Origin of the sequence: Pediococcus sp. AC40 (assembly GCF_030252485.1) — a bacterium.
GTDB classification, from domain to species: Bacteria; Bacillota; Bacilli; order Lactobacillales; family Lactobacillaceae; genus Pediococcus; species Pediococcus acidilactici.
The window spans coordinates 1277464-1296458 of sequence record NZ_CP127012.1; the positions used below are offsets into that span (position 1 = coordinate 1277464).

At 41.5% G+C, this 18995-nt stretch carries 20 protein-coding genes; 4 read left to right on the plus strand and 16 right to left on the minus strand.

The window, feature by feature from the left end; genetic code table 11:
• Positions 1-76: 76 nt before the first annotated feature.
• The 3 genes from NL111_RS06240 to rpsO form a co-directional block, all read right to left on the minus strand.
• Positions 77-946 (minus strand): hypothetical protein, encoded by an 870-nt coding sequence (locus NL111_RS06240; protein ID WP_159207747.1) that lies wholly within the window; start codon positions 944-946, stop codon positions 77-79.
• A complete protein-coding gene (locus NL111_RS06245) occupies positions 946-2649 on the minus strand; it encodes a ribonuclease J (RefSeq protein WP_002831951.1) in 1704 nt (567 codons plus the stop codon). Before NL111_RS06245 ends, NL111_RS06240 begins: the two co-directional genes overlap by 1 nt.
• Before the next feature lie 459 nt (positions 2650-3108).
• On the minus strand, positions 3109-3378 hold the full coding sequence (gene rpsO, locus NL111_RS06250; protein WP_002830470.1) for a 30S ribosomal protein S15: 270 nt from the start codon (positions 3376-3378) through the stop codon (positions 3109-3111).
• 203 nt (positions 3379-3581) lie between these two features.
• Between rpsO and rpsT the strand changes: the two genes are divergently transcribed.
• Positions 3582-3836, plus strand: a complete 255-nt coding sequence (rpsT, locus tag NL111_RS06255) for a 30S ribosomal protein S20 (RefSeq protein WP_002830471.1) — start codon at positions 3582-3584, stop codon at positions 3834-3836.
• Positions 3837-3862: 26 nt separating this feature from the next.
• Here the strand turns inward: rpsT and holA are convergent, their stop codons facing one another.
• From holA to NL111_RS06310, 11 genes are all read right to left on the minus strand, one after another.
• Positions 3863-4882: a DNA polymerase III subunit delta gene (gene holA / locus NL111_RS06260; RefSeq protein ID WP_270515315.1), complete on the minus strand. Its 1020-nt coding sequence runs from the start codon at positions 4880-4882 to the stop codon at positions 3863-3865.
• Positions 4879-7137 (minus strand): DNA internalization-related competence protein ComEC/Rec2, encoded by a 2259-nt coding sequence (locus NL111_RS06265; RefSeq protein ID WP_285110062.1) that lies wholly within the window; start codon positions 7135-7137, stop codon positions 4879-4881. Before NL111_RS06265 ends, holA begins: the two co-directional genes overlap by 4 nt.
• Positions 7127-7609, minus strand: a complete 483-nt coding sequence (locus tag NL111_RS06270; protein ID WP_002830474.1) for a ComE operon protein 2 — start codon at positions 7607-7609, stop codon at positions 7127-7129. The genes NL111_RS06265 and NL111_RS06270 overlap by 11 nt, the downstream gene beginning before the upstream one ends.
• Positions 7610-7623: 14 nt before the next feature.
• Positions 7624-8304: a helix-hairpin-helix domain-containing protein gene (locus NL111_RS06275; protein ID WP_119179097.1), complete on the minus strand. Its 681-nt coding sequence runs from the start codon at positions 8302-8304 to the stop codon at positions 7624-7626.
• A 59-nt stretch (positions 8305-8363) separates the two neighbouring features.
• Positions 8364-8846, minus strand: coding sequence for a pantetheine-phosphate adenylyltransferase (gene coaD / locus NL111_RS06280; RefSeq protein ID WP_002831957.1), 483 nt, complete (start codon positions 8844-8846; stop codon positions 8364-8366).
• A gap of 32 nt (positions 8847-8878) precedes the next feature.
• Positions 8879-9433 (minus strand): 16S rRNA (guanine(966)-N(2))-methyltransferase RsmD, encoded by a 555-nt coding sequence (rsmD, locus tag NL111_RS06285; RefSeq protein WP_002831958.1) that lies wholly within the window; start codon positions 9431-9433, stop codon positions 8879-8881.
• Positions 9430-9693 (minus strand): YlbG family protein, encoded by a 264-nt coding sequence (locus NL111_RS06290; RefSeq protein WP_002830479.1) that lies wholly within the window; start codon positions 9691-9693, stop codon positions 9430-9432. Before NL111_RS06290 ends, rsmD begins: the two co-directional genes overlap by 4 nt.
• Positions 9694-10896, minus strand: a complete 1203-nt coding sequence (locus NL111_RS06295; RefSeq protein WP_002831960.1) for an FtsW/RodA/SpoVE family cell cycle protein — start codon at positions 10894-10896, stop codon at positions 9694-9696. It abuts the gene before it with no gap.
• Between the two features lie 154 nt (positions 10897-11050).
• Positions 11051-12895 carry a translational GTPase TypA gene (gene typA, locus NL111_RS06300; protein WP_270515320.1) on the minus strand — a complete coding sequence of 615 codons (1845 nt, stop codon included), beginning with the start codon at positions 12893-12895 and terminating at the stop codon, positions 11051-11053.
• A gap of 77 nt (positions 12896-12972) precedes the next feature.
• Positions 12973-13755: an inositol monophosphatase family protein gene (locus tag NL111_RS06305; RefSeq protein ID WP_159207742.1), complete on the minus strand. Its 783-nt coding sequence runs from the start codon at positions 13753-13755 to the stop codon at positions 12973-12975.
• Positions 13742-14038 (minus strand): UPF0223 family protein, encoded by a 297-nt coding sequence (locus tag NL111_RS06310; protein ID WP_002830483.1) that lies wholly within the window; start codon positions 14036-14038, stop codon positions 13742-13744. Before NL111_RS06310 ends, NL111_RS06305 begins: the two co-directional genes overlap by 14 nt.
• 82 nt (positions 14039-14120) lie before the next feature.
• Here NL111_RS06310 and def point away from each other — a divergent pair, with 82 nt between their 5' ends.
• The gene (gene def, locus NL111_RS06315; RefSeq protein WP_002830484.1) at positions 14121-14675 is read left to right on the plus strand and encodes a peptide deformylase; all 555 of its coding nucleotides are present in this window, start codon (positions 14121-14123) and stop codon (positions 14673-14675) included.
• Between the two features lie 70 nt (positions 14676-14745).
• Here def and NL111_RS06320 read toward each other — a convergent pair whose 3' ends face one another.
• The gene (locus tag NL111_RS06320; protein WP_002830485.1) at positions 14746-15204 is read right to left on the minus strand and encodes a hypothetical protein; all 459 of its coding nucleotides are present in this window, start codon (positions 15202-15204) and stop codon (positions 14746-14748) included.
• Positions 15205-15356: 152 nt separating this feature from the next.
• Here NL111_RS06320 and NL111_RS06325 point away from each other — a divergent pair, with 152 nt between their 5' ends.
• A complete protein-coding gene (locus tag NL111_RS06325; protein ID WP_002830487.1) occupies positions 15357-15572 on the plus strand; it encodes a DNA-directed RNA polymerase subunit epsilon in 216 nt (71 codons plus the stop codon).
• Positions 15573-15575: 3 nt separating this feature from the next.
• Positions 15576-17252, plus strand: a complete 1677-nt coding sequence (gene rnjA, locus NL111_RS06330) for a ribonuclease J1 (RefSeq protein WP_002830488.1) — start codon at positions 15576-15578, stop codon at positions 17250-17252.
• Between the two features lie 216 nt (positions 17253-17468).
• On the opposite strand, the gene NL111_RS06335 is transcribed toward rnjA, so the two are convergent.
• A complete protein-coding gene (locus tag NL111_RS06335; RefSeq protein ID WP_285110064.1) occupies positions 17469-18890 on the minus strand; it encodes a C40 family peptidase in 1422 nt (473 codons plus the stop codon).
• Positions 18891-18995 lie beyond the last annotated feature (105 nt).

An 18995-nucleotide genomic window follows, 5' to 3' on the forward strand; every position in this document is an offset into this window, starting at 1 on the left:
CAGAGAATCCTCTAGTATTGTATAATAATCGCCTTTATTTTGTAAACTAAAATATTATAATTATTTGGCTTTTTTATTAACTACCCATAATACTGTTCATGATTTTGTTTAAGTCGTGAAATTGTTTCACCTCTTTTCCAGCCAGAAACTGGGCTTGCAATGCTGCCAGCCATCCCGTAGCCGTAGCAAAAACCCGCTCTGGAAAAGGAAATGCTAAATCGTACATTAGCCCCGCTTGCTGAATCAATAACTCTGCCTGAACCGGATCTGCACTTTGTTCAATTAATCGCATAAGTTCTTTACGTAAACGACTGGCATCAATTTGGGCTGGGACCACCCGATAGCTTTTTTCGTCAAGCCAAATAAAATCTAATTCTCGTTCAACCCGTAAATCAACCAGGTCTTTTAGAATTGAAACGCGGGTAAGTTGGTTTAAGTACGGGTCGACTAAGTTAAAACTTGCTGCCCGAATATAGTTTTTTTGTGGCAAGTGGTATGCTTGCTTAATTGCTTTTATCTGATCCGCTAATTGACGATCACCGAGATGATAAAAATGGCGTTCATCGGCCCGCACGCTTTGCGGAAAATCTTCCTGATAGCGGACTTCGGCTTCTTCGAGGCGCGTCACCATCGCCGGTGTTTTCATCTGCTGATCGGCTGACGCTAAAGTTTTCCACGCCACAATGAAATTATTAGTAGCAATTAACGCCCCTAAATAATCCGCAAAAACTCCCGGATGATGCAAAAAATTGGTCGACTGATTTGCGACCAATTGTAATGCTTCAGAATATTGTTGATTAGCAACGTAAAAATGGTTTAATAATTCCGCAACCTGGGTGGTAGGCGTCTTTTCATCAAGTTCTTCCAAAATTTGGATCGCTTGGGCTTGTTTACCATCATCCCAGAGTTCTTTAGCCTGGGTGAGTTGTTCATCAATTTCCTTCATTATTTTTTCTTACTAACCTTTTTAGCTTTTTTATGGTGCTGATTAACTTCCATAATCACTGGCAAAATTACCGGACGCCGCTTAGTTTGGTCGTAAAGGTACTTACCTAATTTGTCGCGGACATCTTGTTTCAAATGTCCCCAATCAAATTCTTTGTTATCTAAGTTAGCTTGCACGGTTTTCTTAACCAATTTAGAACTTTCTTCAATTAGGTCACCGCTTGCTTTAACATACACAAACCCTTTTGAAGTGATCTTAGGTTCCTTAATAATAATTTTCTTCTTCCGGTCAATGGTAACTACCGCAACAAACACTCCATCTTCAGAAAGGATTTTCCGGTCCCTTAGCACAATGTTACCAATGTCACCGACCCCGATTCCATCGATCATTGTATTGCCAACTTCAATACCCTTACCATGGAACATTTCACCATCCTGGTACTCTAAAACGTCACCTTTATTGACGATGAAAATTTGTTCTGGTTTCATTCCAACCTGTTCAGCTAGCTCTTGGTGAGCCGCCAACAATCGGTACTCCCCCTGAATTGGAATCAAAAACTGGGGCTTAATTAAATTCAGCATCAACTGTAAATCGTTACGACTTGCGTGGCCGTTTGCATTAGCGCGGTCAGAAATCGACTTAACTTCGGCCCCTGCCCGGTAGAGCATATCCTTAGTCTTCGCAAAGGTTGTTTCCATTGCGTGGGAAGGGTTGGTAGCAATTAAAACTAAATCACCCTGCTCAATTCGTAATTTTCCTCGACGACGAGAAGCCATTTTTTGTAAGGCTTTGATTGGCTCGCCTAACTTACCCGTTTCTAAAACGATGGTTTCTTCTGGAGCAAGCTTATCAAGTTTATTTAACGGAACGATTAAGTCATCGTCTGGAATATTAATCTTATTCAATTTAATCGCCGTATTAACGATTTTTTCTAAATCGTGACCCGTCAAAACAACTTTGCGTCCCGACTGAACAGCCGCGTCGATTACTTGCTGAATTCGTAAAATATTCGATGCTACGGAAGCGACCACTACCCGGCCTTCGTGATACTTGATGATTTCAGCGATGCTTGCTGCAATTTCGGTTTCGTTAGAAGGCCGTTCAAAGTTTTCTGCGTTAGCTGAATCACTCAATAACGCAATTACCTTCTTAGTACCAATTTGGGCTAACCGTCCAAAATCAGTCGCGTATCCATCTGTAGCGGTTTGATCAAACTTGAAATCTCCGGTGTATACGATTCGTCCTTCATCACAATCCAAGACGATTCCTAATGAATCTGGAATGGTATGCGTAGTTTTGAAAAACGAGACCGTCACGTCCCCAAAATCAATTTCCTTCTTCTCGTCCACCACGTGAAAGTTTTTAAATTTGCGTAAGTCGGGGTCATCATTGACCGTAATTTTTGCCAACGCAATTGTCATTTCCGAACCGAATACCGGCACCTCAATTTCCTTTAAAAAGTAAGGTAATGCTCCAATGGCATCCGCATGGCCGTGGGTCAAGAACACCCCGACAATTCGGTCTTTATTTTCAACTAGATACGAGAAATCCGGAATTACTATGTCAATTCCCAATAACTCGTTTTCAGGGTACTTAAGCCCACAATCCAAAATATAAATATCATTATGGATTTCAACTGCATACATATTTTTTCCGTTTTCGCGAACGCCGCCAAACGGAATGATTTTTATAACATCACTCATTTTTTCACCTACATTAAATATTCTTTAGTTTCCGCACAATTTATATACTGCTTTAATTTTAGCATAGATTAATTGTCAAAAACAAAAAGCACGCAGGAAGACTTTGGCGTTCACTTTATCTATACGGCAAAATTTATCTAACAAATTTCTCTAAATTGACCACGGCCAGTGCTTGGTCTGCCGTTAACACATTAGTAAAACAAACCCATCCCCCATTTTTAATGCCGCTCATTTAGCAATTAGGAGGTTTTTTATTTAAAAATTTACTTTTCGCTTCCAAATAAAAAGCAGTCTCGCGCTCCGGAGACTGCTCCAATTTAACTAACTATTTTAGGATTTCAATAATTTATTAACCAGCTGATTAAGTCAACTTAATTATTAAGCAGAACTCCCTCGTATTTTTCTAGGGTAAACAAAAAAGCCCCGCATCGAGATGCAGAGGGCTTTATCTGACCAATCTTAACGACGAAGGCCAAGACTCTTGATTAATTCACGGTAACGTTGTACGTCTGTCTTACGTAGGTAAGCAAGTAAGTTACGACGATGACCGATCTTCTTCATCAATCCACGTTGTGAATGGAAGTCTTTCCGGTGAACACGGATGTGTTCGTTGATTTCGTTAATGTCTGCTGTCAAAACTGCGATTTGTACTTCTGCAGAACCTGTATCGCCTTCGTGACGAGCGTATTTTGCAATAATTTCGTTCTTCTTTGCTTGTGAAATTGCCATTTTATCCACCTCATTCTTTAAATTGCCCAAGACTGAGTAAATCGTCGGCAGATCGATAGACTAAGTAATGGGTTTGCTTTTATAAGCACATCCTAGTTTACCGAAACTCAAAACTTTTTTCAAGTTTATTCGAGCATTGCATTAATAACGTACTTTCTGTATAATACTACTGTTGTATTAAGCATACTCTGGAGGTGAATAATATGCCAGTTATCAAATCTGCAATGAAACGTGTTCGTACAAACGAAAAAGCTGCTGCTCGCAACCGTTCGCAATTGAGCGCAATGCGTACCAGCATCAAAGCATTTGAAATTGCTGCTAAGAACAACGCTGAAAACGCTAATGAACTTTTAAACACAGCTTACAGCCGTATTGACCGTGCTAAAACAAAGGGTCTTATCAAGGCTAACAACGCTGGACGTAAGAAGTCTCGCTTAGCAAAAATGCTTGCTAAATAAAAAAGCACCGGTGATCCGGTGTTTTTTTATTGCCATCCATTTTTAAATTTAACTAGAAACAACTCAAAGAGTTCCTGTGGGGGTCTTTGGGTTGTTTTTAATTGCTCTTCTAAATCAAGCAATCCGAGAAAAGCACGTTTGAGGCTAGCCATATCAAATTGGCGCACCGCCTGCATAGCTAATTTAATTCGGTACGGATGGACCTTTAATTCTTGAGCAAGTTTACCTTGAGAAAATCCCCGTTCCGTTAAAATTTTAACCTGTAAGAGTAACCGAAATTGACTAACTAAGGCGGCGTTAATTCGCAATGGTTGTTCTTGGTTAAGCAACAAGACGGAATAGTCTGCAATCGACTGTCGCACATCCCCCTTCATCAACACCTTAATCAAATCAAAAACATTTTGGGTCAGACTTTTGGGAACGAGTTTTTGTACCGCCTCTAGGTCAATGTGCTTCGAATCCGCTGCGTAAACGGTCAATTTTTCCAATTCATTAATCACTTGCGCTAAATTATTTCCCGTTCGTAAAATCAATTCTTCGACTGCCGGGCTGGCAATTTGAATTTGACGCTCGTTAACAAACTGTTGAATTAACTGCCGAGTATCAGCCTCTTTAGGCGGGTTAGCGTCAATAACGGTGGCCTGCTTTTTCAAATCTTTGACGATTTTTTTCCGGCCATCCAATTTCTCATATTTAGCAGCAAACACTAAAATAGTCGTGGGTTCGGGTTGCTTCAAGTAATTAATTAAGCCGTCCAAATTAAACTTAACTTTAGTTTTTTCACCAGTTAGAAAAACCGGATTATTAGCAATCACCAGCCGATAGTCCCCAAAAAATGGCGAGGATTGCGCATCGTCTAATAACAAGCCTAAATCGGTATTTTCTAAGTCGTACGTTCCAACATTCATCACTTGCTGGTCTTCTGGGATTAGCGCGGTTAGTATTTTTTTGGCTGCGTTTTGAATGTAGTTATCCGGCCCTTCAATCAAATAGATTGGCTGAAGGTTACCTTTAGCAACATCCTTTTTTAAATCAGTAAGTTTCATTGAACAATGCTTCCTTTTTTATCAATTCCTACCTTCCATCTTCCCATACCATTGAAAAAATATCTATAAGAAATCATCCCGTAATCTTGGGTAGAAACGACCGGAATTCGTAACCGTTGCAGGCGCTCAATCACTTCCGCATTTGGATGGCCGTACCGGTTATTTCGTCCCGCCGAAACGACCGTTAGTTTAGGGGAAATTGCGGATAACAATTCAGGCGAATTAGCAGTCTTGCTGCCATGGTGTCCCAATTTAAAAATATCCACCTTACCAACCAATTCTGGATTTTGTAGTAGTTTCTGTTCACCACTAATATCTAAATCACCAGTCAATAAAATTCTTTTTCCGCCAAATTTACCTTCCAGCACTAAAGAATCTTCGTTTGCACCCTTCCCCAGCCGTTCCGGATATAAAATTTGCAGCGGTAGTCGGGAAACTTGAGCACCTTTTAATACCTCAACGATCCGGGTTTGGTGGAGATAGGGCAAAATTTGGTAACGGAAGTTATCCGTTTTTTCTACCCCGGCGGGAAAGAGCAGCTGTTGGACCTTTAAATTTTGCAAAACCGCCTTTGCTTCTCCAATATGGTCAACGTCTTGGTGGGTCAAACAAAGTGTATCAATCTTACTAATGCCAATGCTTTGTAAATAATTAATTGAACTATTCTTAGCAATTGTAGAAGTCTGCTTTTGCCGGGAGCCAAACCGTAACTTACCACCCGTGTCCACCATGGTTACCGATCGGTTAAAAGGCTCCCGAATTAAAATACTGTCTCCTTGACCGACGTCAAAGAACGTAACCTCTCCAAAAGGCAGTAAACGAAAATAAACTCCCGTCGCTATCCAAGTTAACCAATAAACTTTAAAAAGTCGTTTCTTCAAGGTCTGTGCATCCGTGGATACAATTTTAAGTGCAATCACTAAAAGAAACATCACCAACCAGCGACTAGGCTTTCCGGTTAGTAAAAGTCCCGGAAGCTGATCTAACCGTTGCAATCCCCACTCTACCCCGATAATCACCTGATTAATCACGCTGGCAGTGAGTGGGAAACAAAAAGCTATTAAAACAGCCGGGATCACTAAGCTTGAAAAAAGCGGTACGCATAGTAAATTAAAAAGAACCGTCAAAAGGTGGATTTTGTACATCGAAAAGAGGATAATCGGTATTTCTACCAAAAATAGTTTAAATGAAATTTTTAAACTGCTAGTGGTACTTTGACTAATCAAAACTAGAGATAGCAAGTAACTTAGCTGACCACCCATTTGAAGCAGCACGAATGGATTCAGCCATAGATTAATCAATAAAACTATGCACCAAGCCTCTATGCCACCCCTAAAATTCAACCGTAGTCGTTGTGCCACCAGCTTAATTAAAACTAGCGTGACTGCCCGAAAAAGGCTTGTACTTCCCCCTCCAAGCACGAAATAAACCGGTAAAACTACCATTTGTATGGTAAACAAAGTCTCCCGATCAATTCGCAACAAGATTCCTATTTTTTCAATCAACTTGATGAAGTAAAAAACGTGTAATCCCGAAATACAAAATAAGTGAATAATCCCTAAATTACGCAGTTTTTCACTATTTTCTTTTAGAAAATCGGTCTGCTCGCCCAAAATGATTCCCGCGCAATAACTACGCAGCGGTTCTGCAAACTGCTGACAGCGGTCTAATAACTTCTTCCGCCAGTGGTGCATCCATGCTTGGTAACTCTTTAAGGGGAGTTGTCGAACATTGATCAGCTGCGTCTTGTTTAAGTTATAGTAAACCTTTTTACCGTACATAATGCGGCGAAAATCAAATTGGTTCACGTTGGTTGGTTGCGCTAACGGCCCCAGATTTCCCGCAACTTCTAGTTGTAAATCTTGCGAATTATTTTGGAAGCTTTGCTGTAATTTGGGAGACTCCAGTGGGATAAAAGCCTGAACTCCTTGGTGATCAAAATTATTATTAAACGCTCGGATGCTGATCCCATCTTCTCGAATTTTGACCTCATCAGGGTGCACGTTTAAGATTATCCGCACATTTTCATAACTTTTCTGATGTTGCCCGATAAAATGACTCACGTGACTAAAATGCCACCCAAAAAGCAATCCCAACGTCACAACTTGTACCAATGGGAAAAGCTGTCGCAACCAACAAACCCGGCCAAACCAAACAAATAGCAATACTAAAAAAACTATTGAACGAGTAAAAACATATCCCGCCAGCAAAAAGATCGTCACCGTTGCCCAAATTAAAGAACTACTACTTTCCATCCTTTAATAAAGTTTTGACATCGATTTTAGCTAAATCTTCGTCCGTAAACTTAATTTGCTTAACGGCAACATTTTTACGTTTCAAAAGTGCTACTGCATAAGGGTCGTTATTATAGTTTCGTAAATAATTAATTTTCACGATGCCCGTTTGTAAAAGCATTTTGGTACATTGCAGACACGGAAAGTCGGTAACGTAAATCTCCGCTCCGTCAGTTGCCACGCCAAATTTAGAGCATTGCAACACCGCGTTCATTTCAGCATGAATTGTCCGCACGCAATGGCCATCAACTAAGTAACATCCTTCGTCTAAGCAATGCACGTCGCCGCTAACCGATCCGTTATATCCTCCAGCAATTACGCGCCGGTCGCGGACAATAATTGCTCCGACAGAAAGCCGTTTGCATGTGCTCCGTAGCGATAATAATAGTGCCTGTGTCATGAAATATTGGTCCCAATCAATTCTTTTATCCATTTTAACCATCCTTTTTAAACCGTAATTGAATCCTTTAAACCTGCAAAAATTTTATCACCAATTCCTTGAACCTGCTTTAAATCATCGATGGTTTTAAAGCCACCCTGTTCTTCCCGATAGCTAATAATCTGATCCGCCTTTTTATCTCCAATCCCGTTTAACGTTAACAAAGCATTTTTATCAGCCGTATTGATGTTTACTAACTCACCAGCCGATGAAGAACTTGCCAGGCTTTCATTTCCAGCATTGCCAGCGGTTCCCATTAACTGCTTAGGGTCAAAGTCCTTAATTTCTCCTTTAATGGGTATGTACACTACCTGTTGGTCACTTAATTGTAAAGCCATATTAATGTTTTTGCGGTCCGCAGATTCAGTCAATCCGCCAGCCAGTTCAATTCCGTCGACGACCCGCATCCCCGGTTTTACTTCATAAACTCCCGGTTTTTTAACCGCACCCTTTACGTCCACCATTAACTTCTGCTTCCTAGCTGATTTTTGAACACTATCAGTCGAAGGGTTGCTAGTTACAGAGCTAGATTGAGCTTCCGAACCCGCCATCATCACTTCTGAGCTTTCTTGTGGGGACTGCACATTATTCTTCGGCCGTAGCAAACTAACAACTAACAAAATAGCCGCCATCAAGATGCTTCCTATTATAATTGGTTTTTGGTATTTTTCCCAAATTTCTTCCCACATTTTCACCCCTCCTCAACTATATATACAAAAAAAGACCGGAATTTCTTCCAGTCTTTAGTTTATTTATTTTTTAGTCGACTTTTAAGCTGTAGCTCCACTGCTTCCGGTACTAACCCGTGGATGCTACCACCCATTTTCACCACTTCTTTAATTAAACTTGAAGAGGTAAAGTTCCATTTAGGATCAGCTGGCAAAAAGACGGTTTCAACTTGTTCAGCCAAAAATTGGTTCATTTGTGCGACTTGTGTCTCAAAATCAAGGTCGGCGGCGTTCCGAACGCCACGTACCAAAACGTCCGCATTTAATTCTTTAAAAGTATCCACCGTCAACCCTTTAGACGTGGTAAAGCTCACGTTCTCCAAGTCCTGCATCGCCATCGTCAACAAGTTAACCCGCTCTTGAGGAGAAAATAACGGCTGCTTATTGGTATTAATAGCGACCACTACCACCAGTTCGTCAAAGATTCGCGCAGCACGGCGAATCAAGTCCACGTGTCCGTTAGTAACCGGGTCAAAACTTCCCGCATAAAGTGCCTTCGTCATTATGTTTTGCTTCCTTACTTAAAATATTTTATCTAGCTACCCGCCTTGTAGATAACAATCTTAGTAATACCGTAACGTTGCTCGCGTGTTTTAGCTAACCAGCCAATTTGGTCGGGCAATTCGACTTCTTCACTAGTTTCACAGACAATGGTGACGTCTTTAGCAAGTAAATCTAGCTCCATCAGGGACACAATATCTTGGGCGATGGTTTGCAATGCGTATGGCGGGTCAAAAAAGACCATGTTATACGATACCGCTTGCTTCGCTAAATTATGAATCACCTTTTTGGTATCACCCTTAATTATCTGAAACTGCTCCGGATGTTTCGTTACCTGTACATTATCCCGAATAGTCTTAATTGCCGCCATTTGTTTATCAATCAAGGTTGCTTGTTCCATGCCCCGCGAGACCGCCTCGATAGCGAGACCGCCGCTACCAGCATACATGTCTAAAACGGCGCCACCGGTAAAATATGGCCCGATAATGTTAAATACATTTTCCTTAATTTTATCAGTCGTGGGCCGGGTTTTCATCCCTGGGACCGCCTTTAACCGTCGGCCGCCAAAATCACCAGAAATAATTCTCATTGTTCATCTTCCTCTGTTATCGTATAGTCCTCATCGTAGTTGACTCGCAAATCAGCGCGTGGTGAAATATACGCCGTACGCACAAAATTAAAACTGCGGATTTTTTTCAGCGTTTCCGCTGCGTCAGCTCGGTTAACATACAAAATCAAGTAATGCATTTCTTTGGACAAATAATTAATATCCCCTAGCTTCTTCAAAGCCGTAACTTTTTTTAGGTGACTAAAGAAAATTACGATGCTTTGCCGTTCAGTTATCTCCATTTATTTTGCTTCCCTTTGCTCTATTCTTTGGCTTCTTTTTTGTGAAGCACTAATATTTAACAAAACGCCAATGGTGGCAGATAAAACAATCATACTCGACCCCCCGTAGCTAATAAAGGGAAAAGTTACCCCTGTAATCGGGATCAAGCCGGTAATTCCACCAACGTTGAAAAAGGTTTGAACTACTAAATAAGTCGCAATTCCGTAGCAAATTAACGTATCGTACATCCGGTTTGACTTGGTACCTAAGATAATTGCCCGGAAAATAATCACGAAGAGCACCGAAATAATGATAATCACCATAATTAACCCTAACTCTTCAGCTACCACGGACATGATGAAGTCGGTATTTGCTTCTGGCAAGTATCCCTTTTTCTGGATACTATTTCCTAAGCCAACGCCAAATATCCCACCATTACCGAGCGCGTAATAAGAATTAACTAATTGGTTTCCGGCTCCTTTGGATAGCTCAAACGGGTGTGCAAAGCCGACCAACCTTTGCAGCATGTAATTGGAGGTGTTGACGTCAATTTTAGAAGCTACCGTCGTCAACAACCCAAAAAAGACTGCCAAACCCGCAAAAATTATTGCAACACTTTGCCGATAATTTTTCCCGGCTGCCAAGAATAGCACAATTGCAATCGCTGCGTTAATTGTGGAACCCCCTAAATCGTGTTCCAAAAAGTTTAATACGATTAGTCCGAATACAATAACGGCCGGGCTCCAGGTCGTCTTCGCTGAAATCTCGTCACCTAATTCCATGCGGTGCTGGTGCAACGACAAGATATTAGCTAAGTAAAGAATGATGAACAGTTTTAAGTACTCAGCCGGCTGAATCCCAAACGAACCAATATAAATCCAACCAGTGGCTCCGTTAGTGTTAGGGCCAAAGAAAATTAAGTATACTGACGCCAAAAATAGCGCCACAAATGCGAACATCAAAATTTTCTTGTTTCGAAAAACTTTTTTGTTCATCAAAAAGACTAGCAAGGTAATCACAAATCCAACGGCTACCCACACCGCCTGCTTCAGCAAATAGCTTTTAGCGCTAATCCCATTTTGAATATAGTAGTCTGCACTGGCCGAATATACCATAATGATCCCAAAAATACTTAGCAACACGTATGGAAAAACGACCCATAAATCTAGGTCTGGAAGCCGCCGCTTTAGTTTTTGCGGCAGCCAATTGATAATGCTTTGCATTGTTATCCACCTTTATCCTAATAATACTGTTCTATTATATCCTATATTTTCCCCGGAAAATTAAAAAGAGGCCGAGAAAATTTTTCCCGACCCCTTCTTAAGAAGAACTTAAACAGCGTTATTTTCTAACGTGTTTACGTAAACCTAATATTCATTATTTTTTAGCAGCCATTTTACGTTTCTTAGCCGCTTTTTCACGTTCGTTAGTATTTAAGATTTGCTTACGGAGACGAATATTTTCTGGTGTAACTTCACAGTATTCATCTTCATTTAAGAATTCAAGGGATTCTTCAAGCGTCATGTGTAATGGTGCTTTAACCTTAGCAATATCTTCAGAACCAGCAGCCCGGACGTTAGTTTGGTTCCGTCCCCGGGTGATATTTACTGAAATATCATTTTCCCGGCTGTTTTGACCAACGATCATTCCTTCGTATACTTCGGTTCCGGCGTCAGTAAAGATTACCCCGCGATCTTGGATTGCCATGATTGCGTATGTGGTTACCTTACCTGAGTTAATGGATACCAAAGTACCGTTACGACGACCTGGGTTCCAATTCTTAATCACTGGTAGATATTCTTGGAAAGTATGGTTCATAATTCCGTATCCCCGAGTCATTGAAAGGAATTCGGTTGAGTACCCGATTAATCCGCGTGAAGGAGCTAAGAAAGTTAACCGAGTTTGTCCGTTTCCGGTTGATTCCATGTTTTTCATTTCACCTTTACGTTGTGAAAGTGAATCGATAACTGAACCAGTATATTCATCAGGAGTATCAATTTGAACTGATTCAAACGGTTCGCACATCTTACCGTCAACTTCTTTAAGGATAACTTCTGGACGAGAAACTTGTAGTTCGTAGCCTTCGCGACGAAGCATTTCAATCAAGATTGAAAGATGTAGTTCCCCACGGCCAGAAACCACCCAAGCACCGGGATCATCAGTATCGTCAACTCGTAAGGAAACGTCTGTATGCAATTCTTGCTTCAAACGTTGTTCCAATTGACGTGAAGTAACAAATTTTCCTTCCCGACCAGCAAAAGGCGAATCGTTAGTTCTGAAGGTCATTTGCAAAGTTGGTTCGTCAATCCGCAAAACTGGCAATGCTTCTGGGTGTTCGGCATCTGCAACGGTTTCCCCAACGAAAATGTCTTCCATCCCGGAAACGGCAATTAAATCACCGGCCTTAGCTTCCTTAATTTCCAGCCGTTTCAAGCCAAAGTAACCAAATAGCTTAGTAACCCGGAAGTTCTTCTTACTACCATCCAACTTCATTACGGTAACGCTATCGCCAACCTTAATGGTACCGCGGAATACCCGACCAATTCCGATCCGACCCACGAAATCGTTATAATCAAGCATTGCTACTTGGAATTGAAGTGGTTGTTCAGAAGTATCTTCCGGAGCAGGAATGGTCTTCACAATCGTGTCAAAAATTGGTTTCATCGTGTGTTCTTGTTCTGCAGGATCTGAGGAGAAGCTTGAAGTTCCGTTCAAAGCTGAAGCGTAAACCACTGGGAATTCAAGTTGATCTTCGTCAGCACCAAGTTCAATGAACAAGTCCAAAACCTCGTCAACTACTTCTTCAGGACGAGCACCGGGGCGGTCGATTTTGTTAACTACCACGATCGGAGTTAGGTGTTGTTCCAAAGCTTTCTTCAATACGAACCGGGTTTGCGGCATGGTACCTTCAAATGCGTCTACAACTAACAAGACCCCGTCAACCATGCGCATGATCCGTTCTACTTCACCACCGAAGTCCGCATGTCCTGGAGTATCTAAGATATTAATTTGCTTGTCGCCATAACGAACAGCCGTATTCTTAGAAAGAATGGTGATTCCACGTTCCTTTTCGATTGCGTTGGAGTCTAACGCCCGATCTTCGATTTGAACGTGTTCATCTAACGTGTCCGATTGTTTTAACAATTCATTAACTAACGTTGTTTTACCGTGGTCAACGTGAGCAATAATCGCAATATTTCTAATATCGTCTCTTAATTTCAAAATTTGTTTCTCCCTTTCGTTTTGCAATGGCTTTACATAAAAAAACCTGTGACTCATTGTTCGGTCACAGCACAAGCTCATTTTACTATGTTCATTATAGTAGCAAATGCCTTTTTCGTAGCAACTAGTACAACGCCCGATTTTAGCATATTAAGTGGGCTTCCGTCAACACGGTCAACCATGAGCCCCAACACCGTCGCTAAAGCGTTTCCAGCCGCAAAATCCCATGGCTTAAGCGTGGATACATAGCCGACTTGCTTACCTAAAATCACCCGGCTAAATTCAATCCCCGCACTTCCTAAGACCCGTGAACCTAAGCTTTGTGACTCAATTGTTTGAAAATTAAATTTATTTGCAATTAACATCGGCCCGCTTAGCCCTACCAACCCCTCTGCTAACGGCAGATTTTCTGGCGAGGTTAGTTTCATTTCGTTACAATAGGCGGCACCCAGTCCTGGTCCTCCGTGCAGCAATCGGTCACGCATCACGTCATAAATATAGCCCAAAATCGGGTGTCCGTCCTCATACAACGCAACCATTACGGCAAAGTCTTCACCCTGTTTTACAAAGTTCATGGTACCATCGATCGGATCGATTACCCACACTAAACCAGTAGAATCAGTGATTTGATGTTCAGTCTCTTCTGCCAATATTTTAGCTGGCTGCAATAACGGTTCTAAGAAGGCAATGATCCTTTGCTGGTTTTCTTTATCTAGCGAAGTTACTAAATCACGCCGCCCCGTTTTTTGTCCAACCGCATAATGTTTTTGCATTTGTTCTAAAATAAATCGGCGGTCCTGCCGCAAAAAATCACAAATTTGTTGATCAATTTGTTCTAATTGGGTTTTAGTGATATCCATTTTCGGTCACCTTAATAATTTTTACACCTTCATCACGAAGTTGTTTAACTGCTTGAAACGGCTGCATTCCTGAATTTTGTTCAAATTCACGATAAATTCGTTTCTCTTCACTTTTATTCGGAACCACTTGCCGAAATTTGTCATAGGCGTTCTTTAACGTTTGCTTTTTAACGCCCTTTTGATAGCTTTCTTCAATTTTAGTAAAGAAATCTACTACATCCGTAATCTCTTGAACGTTCCACCGTTCGTCCAACGGATAGCTAAAATTTTCCTTAATTCCCACAATGCTACCTCACTAAAGATTTATTTTGTATTCTCTTTAATCTATATTATACTTAATATCAGACAAATTGGAGGTTTTTATCTTGATTAAAATGAATGATATCACGCGAGATGGTAATCCAGTTTTGCGCAAACGGGCCGAAAAGCTGACTTTTCCTCTCGATCCCAAGTATCTTAAAGTTGCTGACGAAATGATGGAATACCTAAAAAACAGCCAAGATCCTAAAATCGCTCAAAAATATCATTTACGAGCGGGCGTTGGTTTGGCGGCTCCCCAAATTGGCCTATCAATCCAAATGGCCTCAGTTTTAGTTCCTGGACCAGATGACGAGATTATCTTTGAAGAAACCCTCGTAAATCCGGTTATCGTCAGTCAGTCCGTTCAAGTTGCTGCACTCGACGAAGGTGAAGGTTGCCTTTCAGTAGACAAAGAAGTCCCTGGCTACGTTCCCCGCTACGACCGAATCACCATTCGGTACCAAAACGTTGAGGGTGAAGAAAAAACCATAAAACTACGTGATTACCCCGCAATCGTATGTCAACATGAAATCGATCACCTTAAGGGAACCCTATTCTATGATCACATTAACAAAAAGGATCCATTTTCAATTGACGACAACGCCATTTTGATTGGTTAAAGATCATAAGAATGACAAAAGACGCAGGTTTCTCCATTATTTTAGGAGAAGCCCTGCGTCTTTTTATTTTCTATAATTTGCTTAAGTCCTTTAAGTAATTTTTAGTTTGCTCGTTAATCAGGTAAACTACATCAACCTCTAAAATGTTTTTGTTTGCCCATAAATCTGAAACACGCAACATCGGTTCTTGGTCTTCCATTAAATCTTTCCTTTGACAATACTGTGTTAGCCAATAATCAATTCGGTCACCTACATCTCTAAAATTGCCCTGGTCGTTAAGTTTAATCTTATAGTTAAACCCCACAACTGCCTGTCCCCAAACGTCTGCTACAGACGTACCGCGCTTAGTAACCAATACAAAACCCTGAGAACGCATTTGCTCAGCCACGAATCCCATGGCCTCATCAACGATGGTTTCGCCTGAGTTACGGACAATCGTCGCTGCTTTCGAAACCCTACGCCGTTTTATATAAACCATTAGCGCTAACACTACCAGCACAAGCAACAATCCCAAAATGATTAATTTCATTGAACGTCCGTCCTTTCAAAACCCTAATTCTATACTTATAAGTACCGCTGTGATAAAATATTCTAAGATGCGTTGTAGTAATACAACTTATTGAACGGGAAAAACTTTATTTTTATTGGAACACATTTTTATTGAAGAAGGAAGGAAAAAACATGATCTTTAAAATTTATTATCAAGAATCAAAAAAAGAAATGCCACGTCGGGAGAACACTCGCTCACTATATATTGAAGCTGACTCTCAACCAGAAGCAATTAAGCGTGTCGAAGACCACAATCCCGATTTTAACCTCGAACAAATTGAAGTTTTAGAGGGGAAAGCCCTTGAATACGAACAACAAGGGGTAAATTATAAGCTTGTGGAGTACTAAGCGATGGGTAAGATTAATATAAAAAATAACGAGACGGCCGTTTATGCAATCGGTGGTCTAAATGAGATTGGAAAAAACACCTATGGAATCCAATTTCAAGACGAAATTATTGTCGTAGATGCCGGTATCAAATTCCCTGAAGACGAACTTTTAGGAATCGATTACGTCATCCCCGATTATCAATTTTTAGTCGCAAACCAACAAAAAATAAAGGCTTTAGTGATCACCCATGGTCACGAAGACCACATTGGTGGAATCCCGTTTCTACTACAACAAATTAACGTGCCAATCTATGCTAGTCCACTAGCTGCCGCCTTAATCCGGGGCAAACTTGAAGAGCACGGATTGTTAAAAACTACCGAAATTCACGAAATTAACGAAGATACCGTGATTAAGTTCCCTAAAACTAGCGTAAGCTTTTTTAGGACCACCCATTCTATTCCGGACACTCTCGGAGTAGCGGTGCACACCCCTTCTGGCGTGATTGTGGAAACTGGTGACTTCAAGTTCGATCTCACCCCTACCACCCACCAGCCGCCTAATTTACAAAAAATGGCTAAGTTAGGTGACGAAGGCGTACTGTTATTGATGTCCGATAGTACGAATGCTGAACGTGACGAATTTACCAAATCCGAACGCTGGGTTGGTAAATCAATCCGTAAAATTTTTGAAGAAGTTCAAGGACGGATCATTTTTGCGACCTTTGCTTCCAATATTTCCCGGATTCAAATGGCCGCCGAGGCTGCGCTGAAGCACGGCCGTAAAATTGCGGTCTTTGGGCGCTCTATGGAAGCAGCGTTAGTTAACGGACGTGAACTAGGCTACTTAGATATTCCTGACGAAGCGTTGGTTAATGCTGAAGAAATCCGGCACCTCCCCGCTGATAAAGTATTGATTATGTGTACCGGCTCGCAGGGTGAGCCAATGGCCGCCCTAAGCCGAATCGCTAACGGGACTCACCGACAAATTTCGATTGAACCTGGTGATACAGTTGTATTTTCAAGTAATCCGATTCCTGGAAACACAATCAGTGTAAATAACGTAATCAACGAATTGGAAGAAGCCGGAGCACGAGTTATTCATGGTAAAGTCAACAACATCCACACTTCTGGACACGGTGGCCAAGATGAACAAAAATTAATGCTCCGTTTAATGAAACCTAAATACTTCATGCCAATCCATGGCGAATACCGGATGCTTCAATTGCATACCGAATTAGCTCACGACTGTGACATTCCCTTCGAAAATAGCTTTATCATGTCCAACGGGGACGTCTTAGCCTTAACTAAAGACTCTGCTCGGCGTTGCGGTCATTTTAATGCCGGGGACGTCTATGTTGATGGTAATGGCATTGGCGACATTGGTAACGTCGTTTTACGTGATCGTCAATTACTCTCTGAAGAAGGTTTAGTGGTCGTCGTAGCCACCATTAACCTCAAGACCAAAATGATTGAATCAGGACCAGATCTATTATCGCGTGGGTTTGTTTACATGCGTGAATCTGGGGAACTCATTAATGAAGGACGGCGGCGAATGTTTGCCACGATTCGGCAAGCCATGCGCAACCCCCACGCTAACGAAGCTTCAATTAATCGAGCAATCATTGATGATTTACAAAAATTCCTGTACGACCAGACCGAACGTCACCCGGTAATCATCCCAATGTTAATTATGGATTAAAATTTCAAACACCGCTAAATCAAAATTAGCGGTGTTTTTTAATATCTAACCACTTGCAATGTGGCTTAACTACTCCACTTAACTTGCCTACCCCTCCCCCCTGCGCAACAATCCTGCTAAATTTCACTATTGAAAATTGATTCCGTGCTAACAAGAACATACAAAAAGACCCCGCTAGTAAAAGCGGAGCCTTGTGAAGACGATTGTTAGTCAATCTTATTTAACTCTCCCAACAAAGCTTGGGTAGAAGTATGATGAAATTGTTTGTACTTTAACGTTTTGACCAAAGGTTGGTGCACTTGCGTATTGGTTGTTACCAAGGTAAATACCAACGTGGTAAGTTGCCCCTGGAGTACCCCAGAATAACAAGTCACCTGGTTGAGCAGCTGAAACTGACTCTTTGTTAACGTATGATTCCATTGCTACGGTGTAGCTTGGTAAGCTAATCCCTGCAGCATGTTGGAATACGTAAGATACAAAACCAGAGCAGTCAAATCCTGCAGGTGTCTTACCGCCCCAAACGTAAGGAATGGTGTTGTTAGCTAACGAAGTAGCCAAACCGGTAACTGATCCTGTGTTTTGGACGTTGCTAGTTGCTGCACTTGATGGTGCCGCTGATGAAGCGACGTGGTTTGTTGAAGCTGCAGGAGCTGCACTCGATGGTGCTGCCGATGAAGCGACATGATTAGTCGTTGCAGGAGCACTTGATGGTGCTACTGACGAAGCGACGTGATTTGTAGCTGCAGGAGCACTCGATGGTGCTACTGATGAAGCGACATGGTTTGTAGCTGCAGGAGCACTTGATGGTGCCACTGATGAAGCAGCTTGTTGTTGCTTACTAATTTGTGGAGCAGCTGAACTTGCTGCTTGGTTTGCATTAGTAGCAACCGAAGCACTGCTTGCTGCAGAAGCAGGTTTGCTGTAGCTATGGCTTGCTGCACTGTTTGCTTGAGTAGAAGAAGCTGTTGCTACACTACTTGGAGCAACTGAACTTGGAGCTACAGAGCTTGCTGCACTCGAAGTAACTGCACTACTTGGAGTTTGGCTAGCTGCAGAACTGCTTTGTACCGCTGAAGAAACTGCTGCACTATTGGAAGCTGCTGATTGAGTAGCTTGCGAAGTTGGAGTTTGTACTTGTGGCTTAGCAGCTGAACTTGCTGGTGCTGCAGGTGCTACATATGTACTGTGTGTTGAAACGGTATTTCCGCTAGGAATGTTAAGTTGTTGTCCCACAAGAATTAATGAGCTAGTCAAGTGGTTTACTTGCATTAAAGCGTTAACTGAAACACCATAACGCTGAGCAATTACTGAAAGACTGTCGCCACTCTTTACCGTAACCGAGTCAGCCTTTACTTTGTCACTAACACTTGTTTTGGGTTCGGCGTTGTTCTTTTCTGGAATATTGATTTCTTGACCAACAAAAATCAAGTGACTGTTTTGATTAATGTTATTCAAGGATTCAATACTCTTAATGGAAACTCCGTATTTTTGAGAAAGTGCCCAAACTGTGTCGTTCTTTTGAACTTTCACAGAATCAGCATGCGCAACTGCTTGTGAACCGCCAGCAACAAGTAATCCCGCACCGGCTACTCCGGCAAGCAATAATTTGGACGCATTTGATTTAGATTTAGATACCATTATAAGTTTGTCCACTCCTTAAAGTTTTCGATTTATATATTATTTCATTCGACTTTATTCAAAATAAATTATAATTGGTTTTGCACGTCTATAATATTAGCATTT

What these genes read in the sequence shown, in the direction of transcription:
- NL111_RS06240 (WP_159207747.1), bottom strand. Translation starts at nt 946, where the DNA reads ATGAAGGAAATTGATGAACAACTCACCCAGGCTAAAGAACTCTGGGAT.
- NL111_RS06245 (WP_002831951.1), bottom strand. Translation starts at nt 2,649, where the DNA reads ATGAGTGATGTTATAAAAATCATTCCGTTTGGCGGCGTTCGCGAAAAC.
- rpsO (WP_002830470.1), bottom strand. Translation starts at nt 3,378, where the DNA reads ATGGCAATTTCACAAGCAAAGAAGAACGAAATTATTGCAAAATACGCT.
- rpsT (WP_002830471.1), top strand. Translation starts at nt 3,582, where the DNA reads ATGCCAGTTATCAAATCTGCAATGAAACGTGTTCGTACAAACGAAAAA.
- holA (WP_270515315.1), bottom strand. Translation starts at nt 4,882, where the DNA reads ATGAAACTTACTGATTTAAAAAAGGATGTTGCTAAAGGTAACCTTCAG.
- NL111_RS06265 (WP_285110062.1), bottom strand. Translation starts at nt 7,137, where the DNA reads ATGGAAAGTAGTAGTTCTTTAATTTGGGCAACGGTGACGATCTTTTTG.
- NL111_RS06270 (WP_002830474.1), bottom strand. Translation starts at nt 7,609, where the DNA reads ATGGATAAAAGAATTGATTGGGACCAATATTTCATGACACAGGCACTA.
- NL111_RS06275 (WP_119179097.1), bottom strand. Translation starts at nt 8,304, where the DNA reads ATGTGGGAAGAAATTTGGGAAAAATACCAAAAACCAATTATAATAGGA.
- coaD (WP_002831957.1), bottom strand. Translation starts at nt 8,846, where the DNA reads ATGACGAAGGCACTTTATGCGGGAAGTTTTGACCCGGTTACTAACGGA.
- rsmD (WP_002831958.1), bottom strand. Translation starts at nt 9,433, where the DNA reads ATGAGAATTATTTCTGGTGATTTTGGCGGCCGACGGTTAAAGGCGGTC.
- NL111_RS06290 (WP_002830479.1), bottom strand. Translation starts at nt 9,693, where the DNA reads ATGGAGATAACTGAACGGCAAAGCATCGTAATTTTCTTTAGTCACCTA.
- NL111_RS06295 (WP_002831960.1), bottom strand. Translation starts at nt 10,896, where the DNA reads ATGCAAAGCATTATCAATTGGCTGCCGCAAAAACTAAAGCGGCGGCTT.
- NL111_RS06305 (WP_159207742.1), bottom strand. Translation starts at nt 13,755, where the DNA reads ATGGATATCACTAAAACCCAATTAGAACAAATTGATCAACAAATTTGT.
- NL111_RS06320 (WP_002830485.1), bottom strand. Translation starts at nt 15,204, where the DNA reads ATGAAATTAATCATTTTGGGATTGTTGCTTGTGCTGGTAGTGTTAGCG.
- NL111_RS06325 (WP_002830487.1), top strand. Translation starts at nt 15,357, where the DNA reads ATGATCTTTAAAATTTATTATCAAGAATCAAAAAAAGAAATGCCACGT.
- rnjA (WP_002830488.1), top strand. Translation starts at nt 15,576, where the DNA reads ATGGGTAAGATTAATATAAAAAATAACGAGACGGCCGTTTATGCAATC.
- NL111_RS06335 (WP_285110064.1), bottom strand. Translation starts at nt 18,890, where the DNA reads ATGGTATCTAAATCTAAATCAAATGCGTCCAAATTATTGCTTGCCGGA.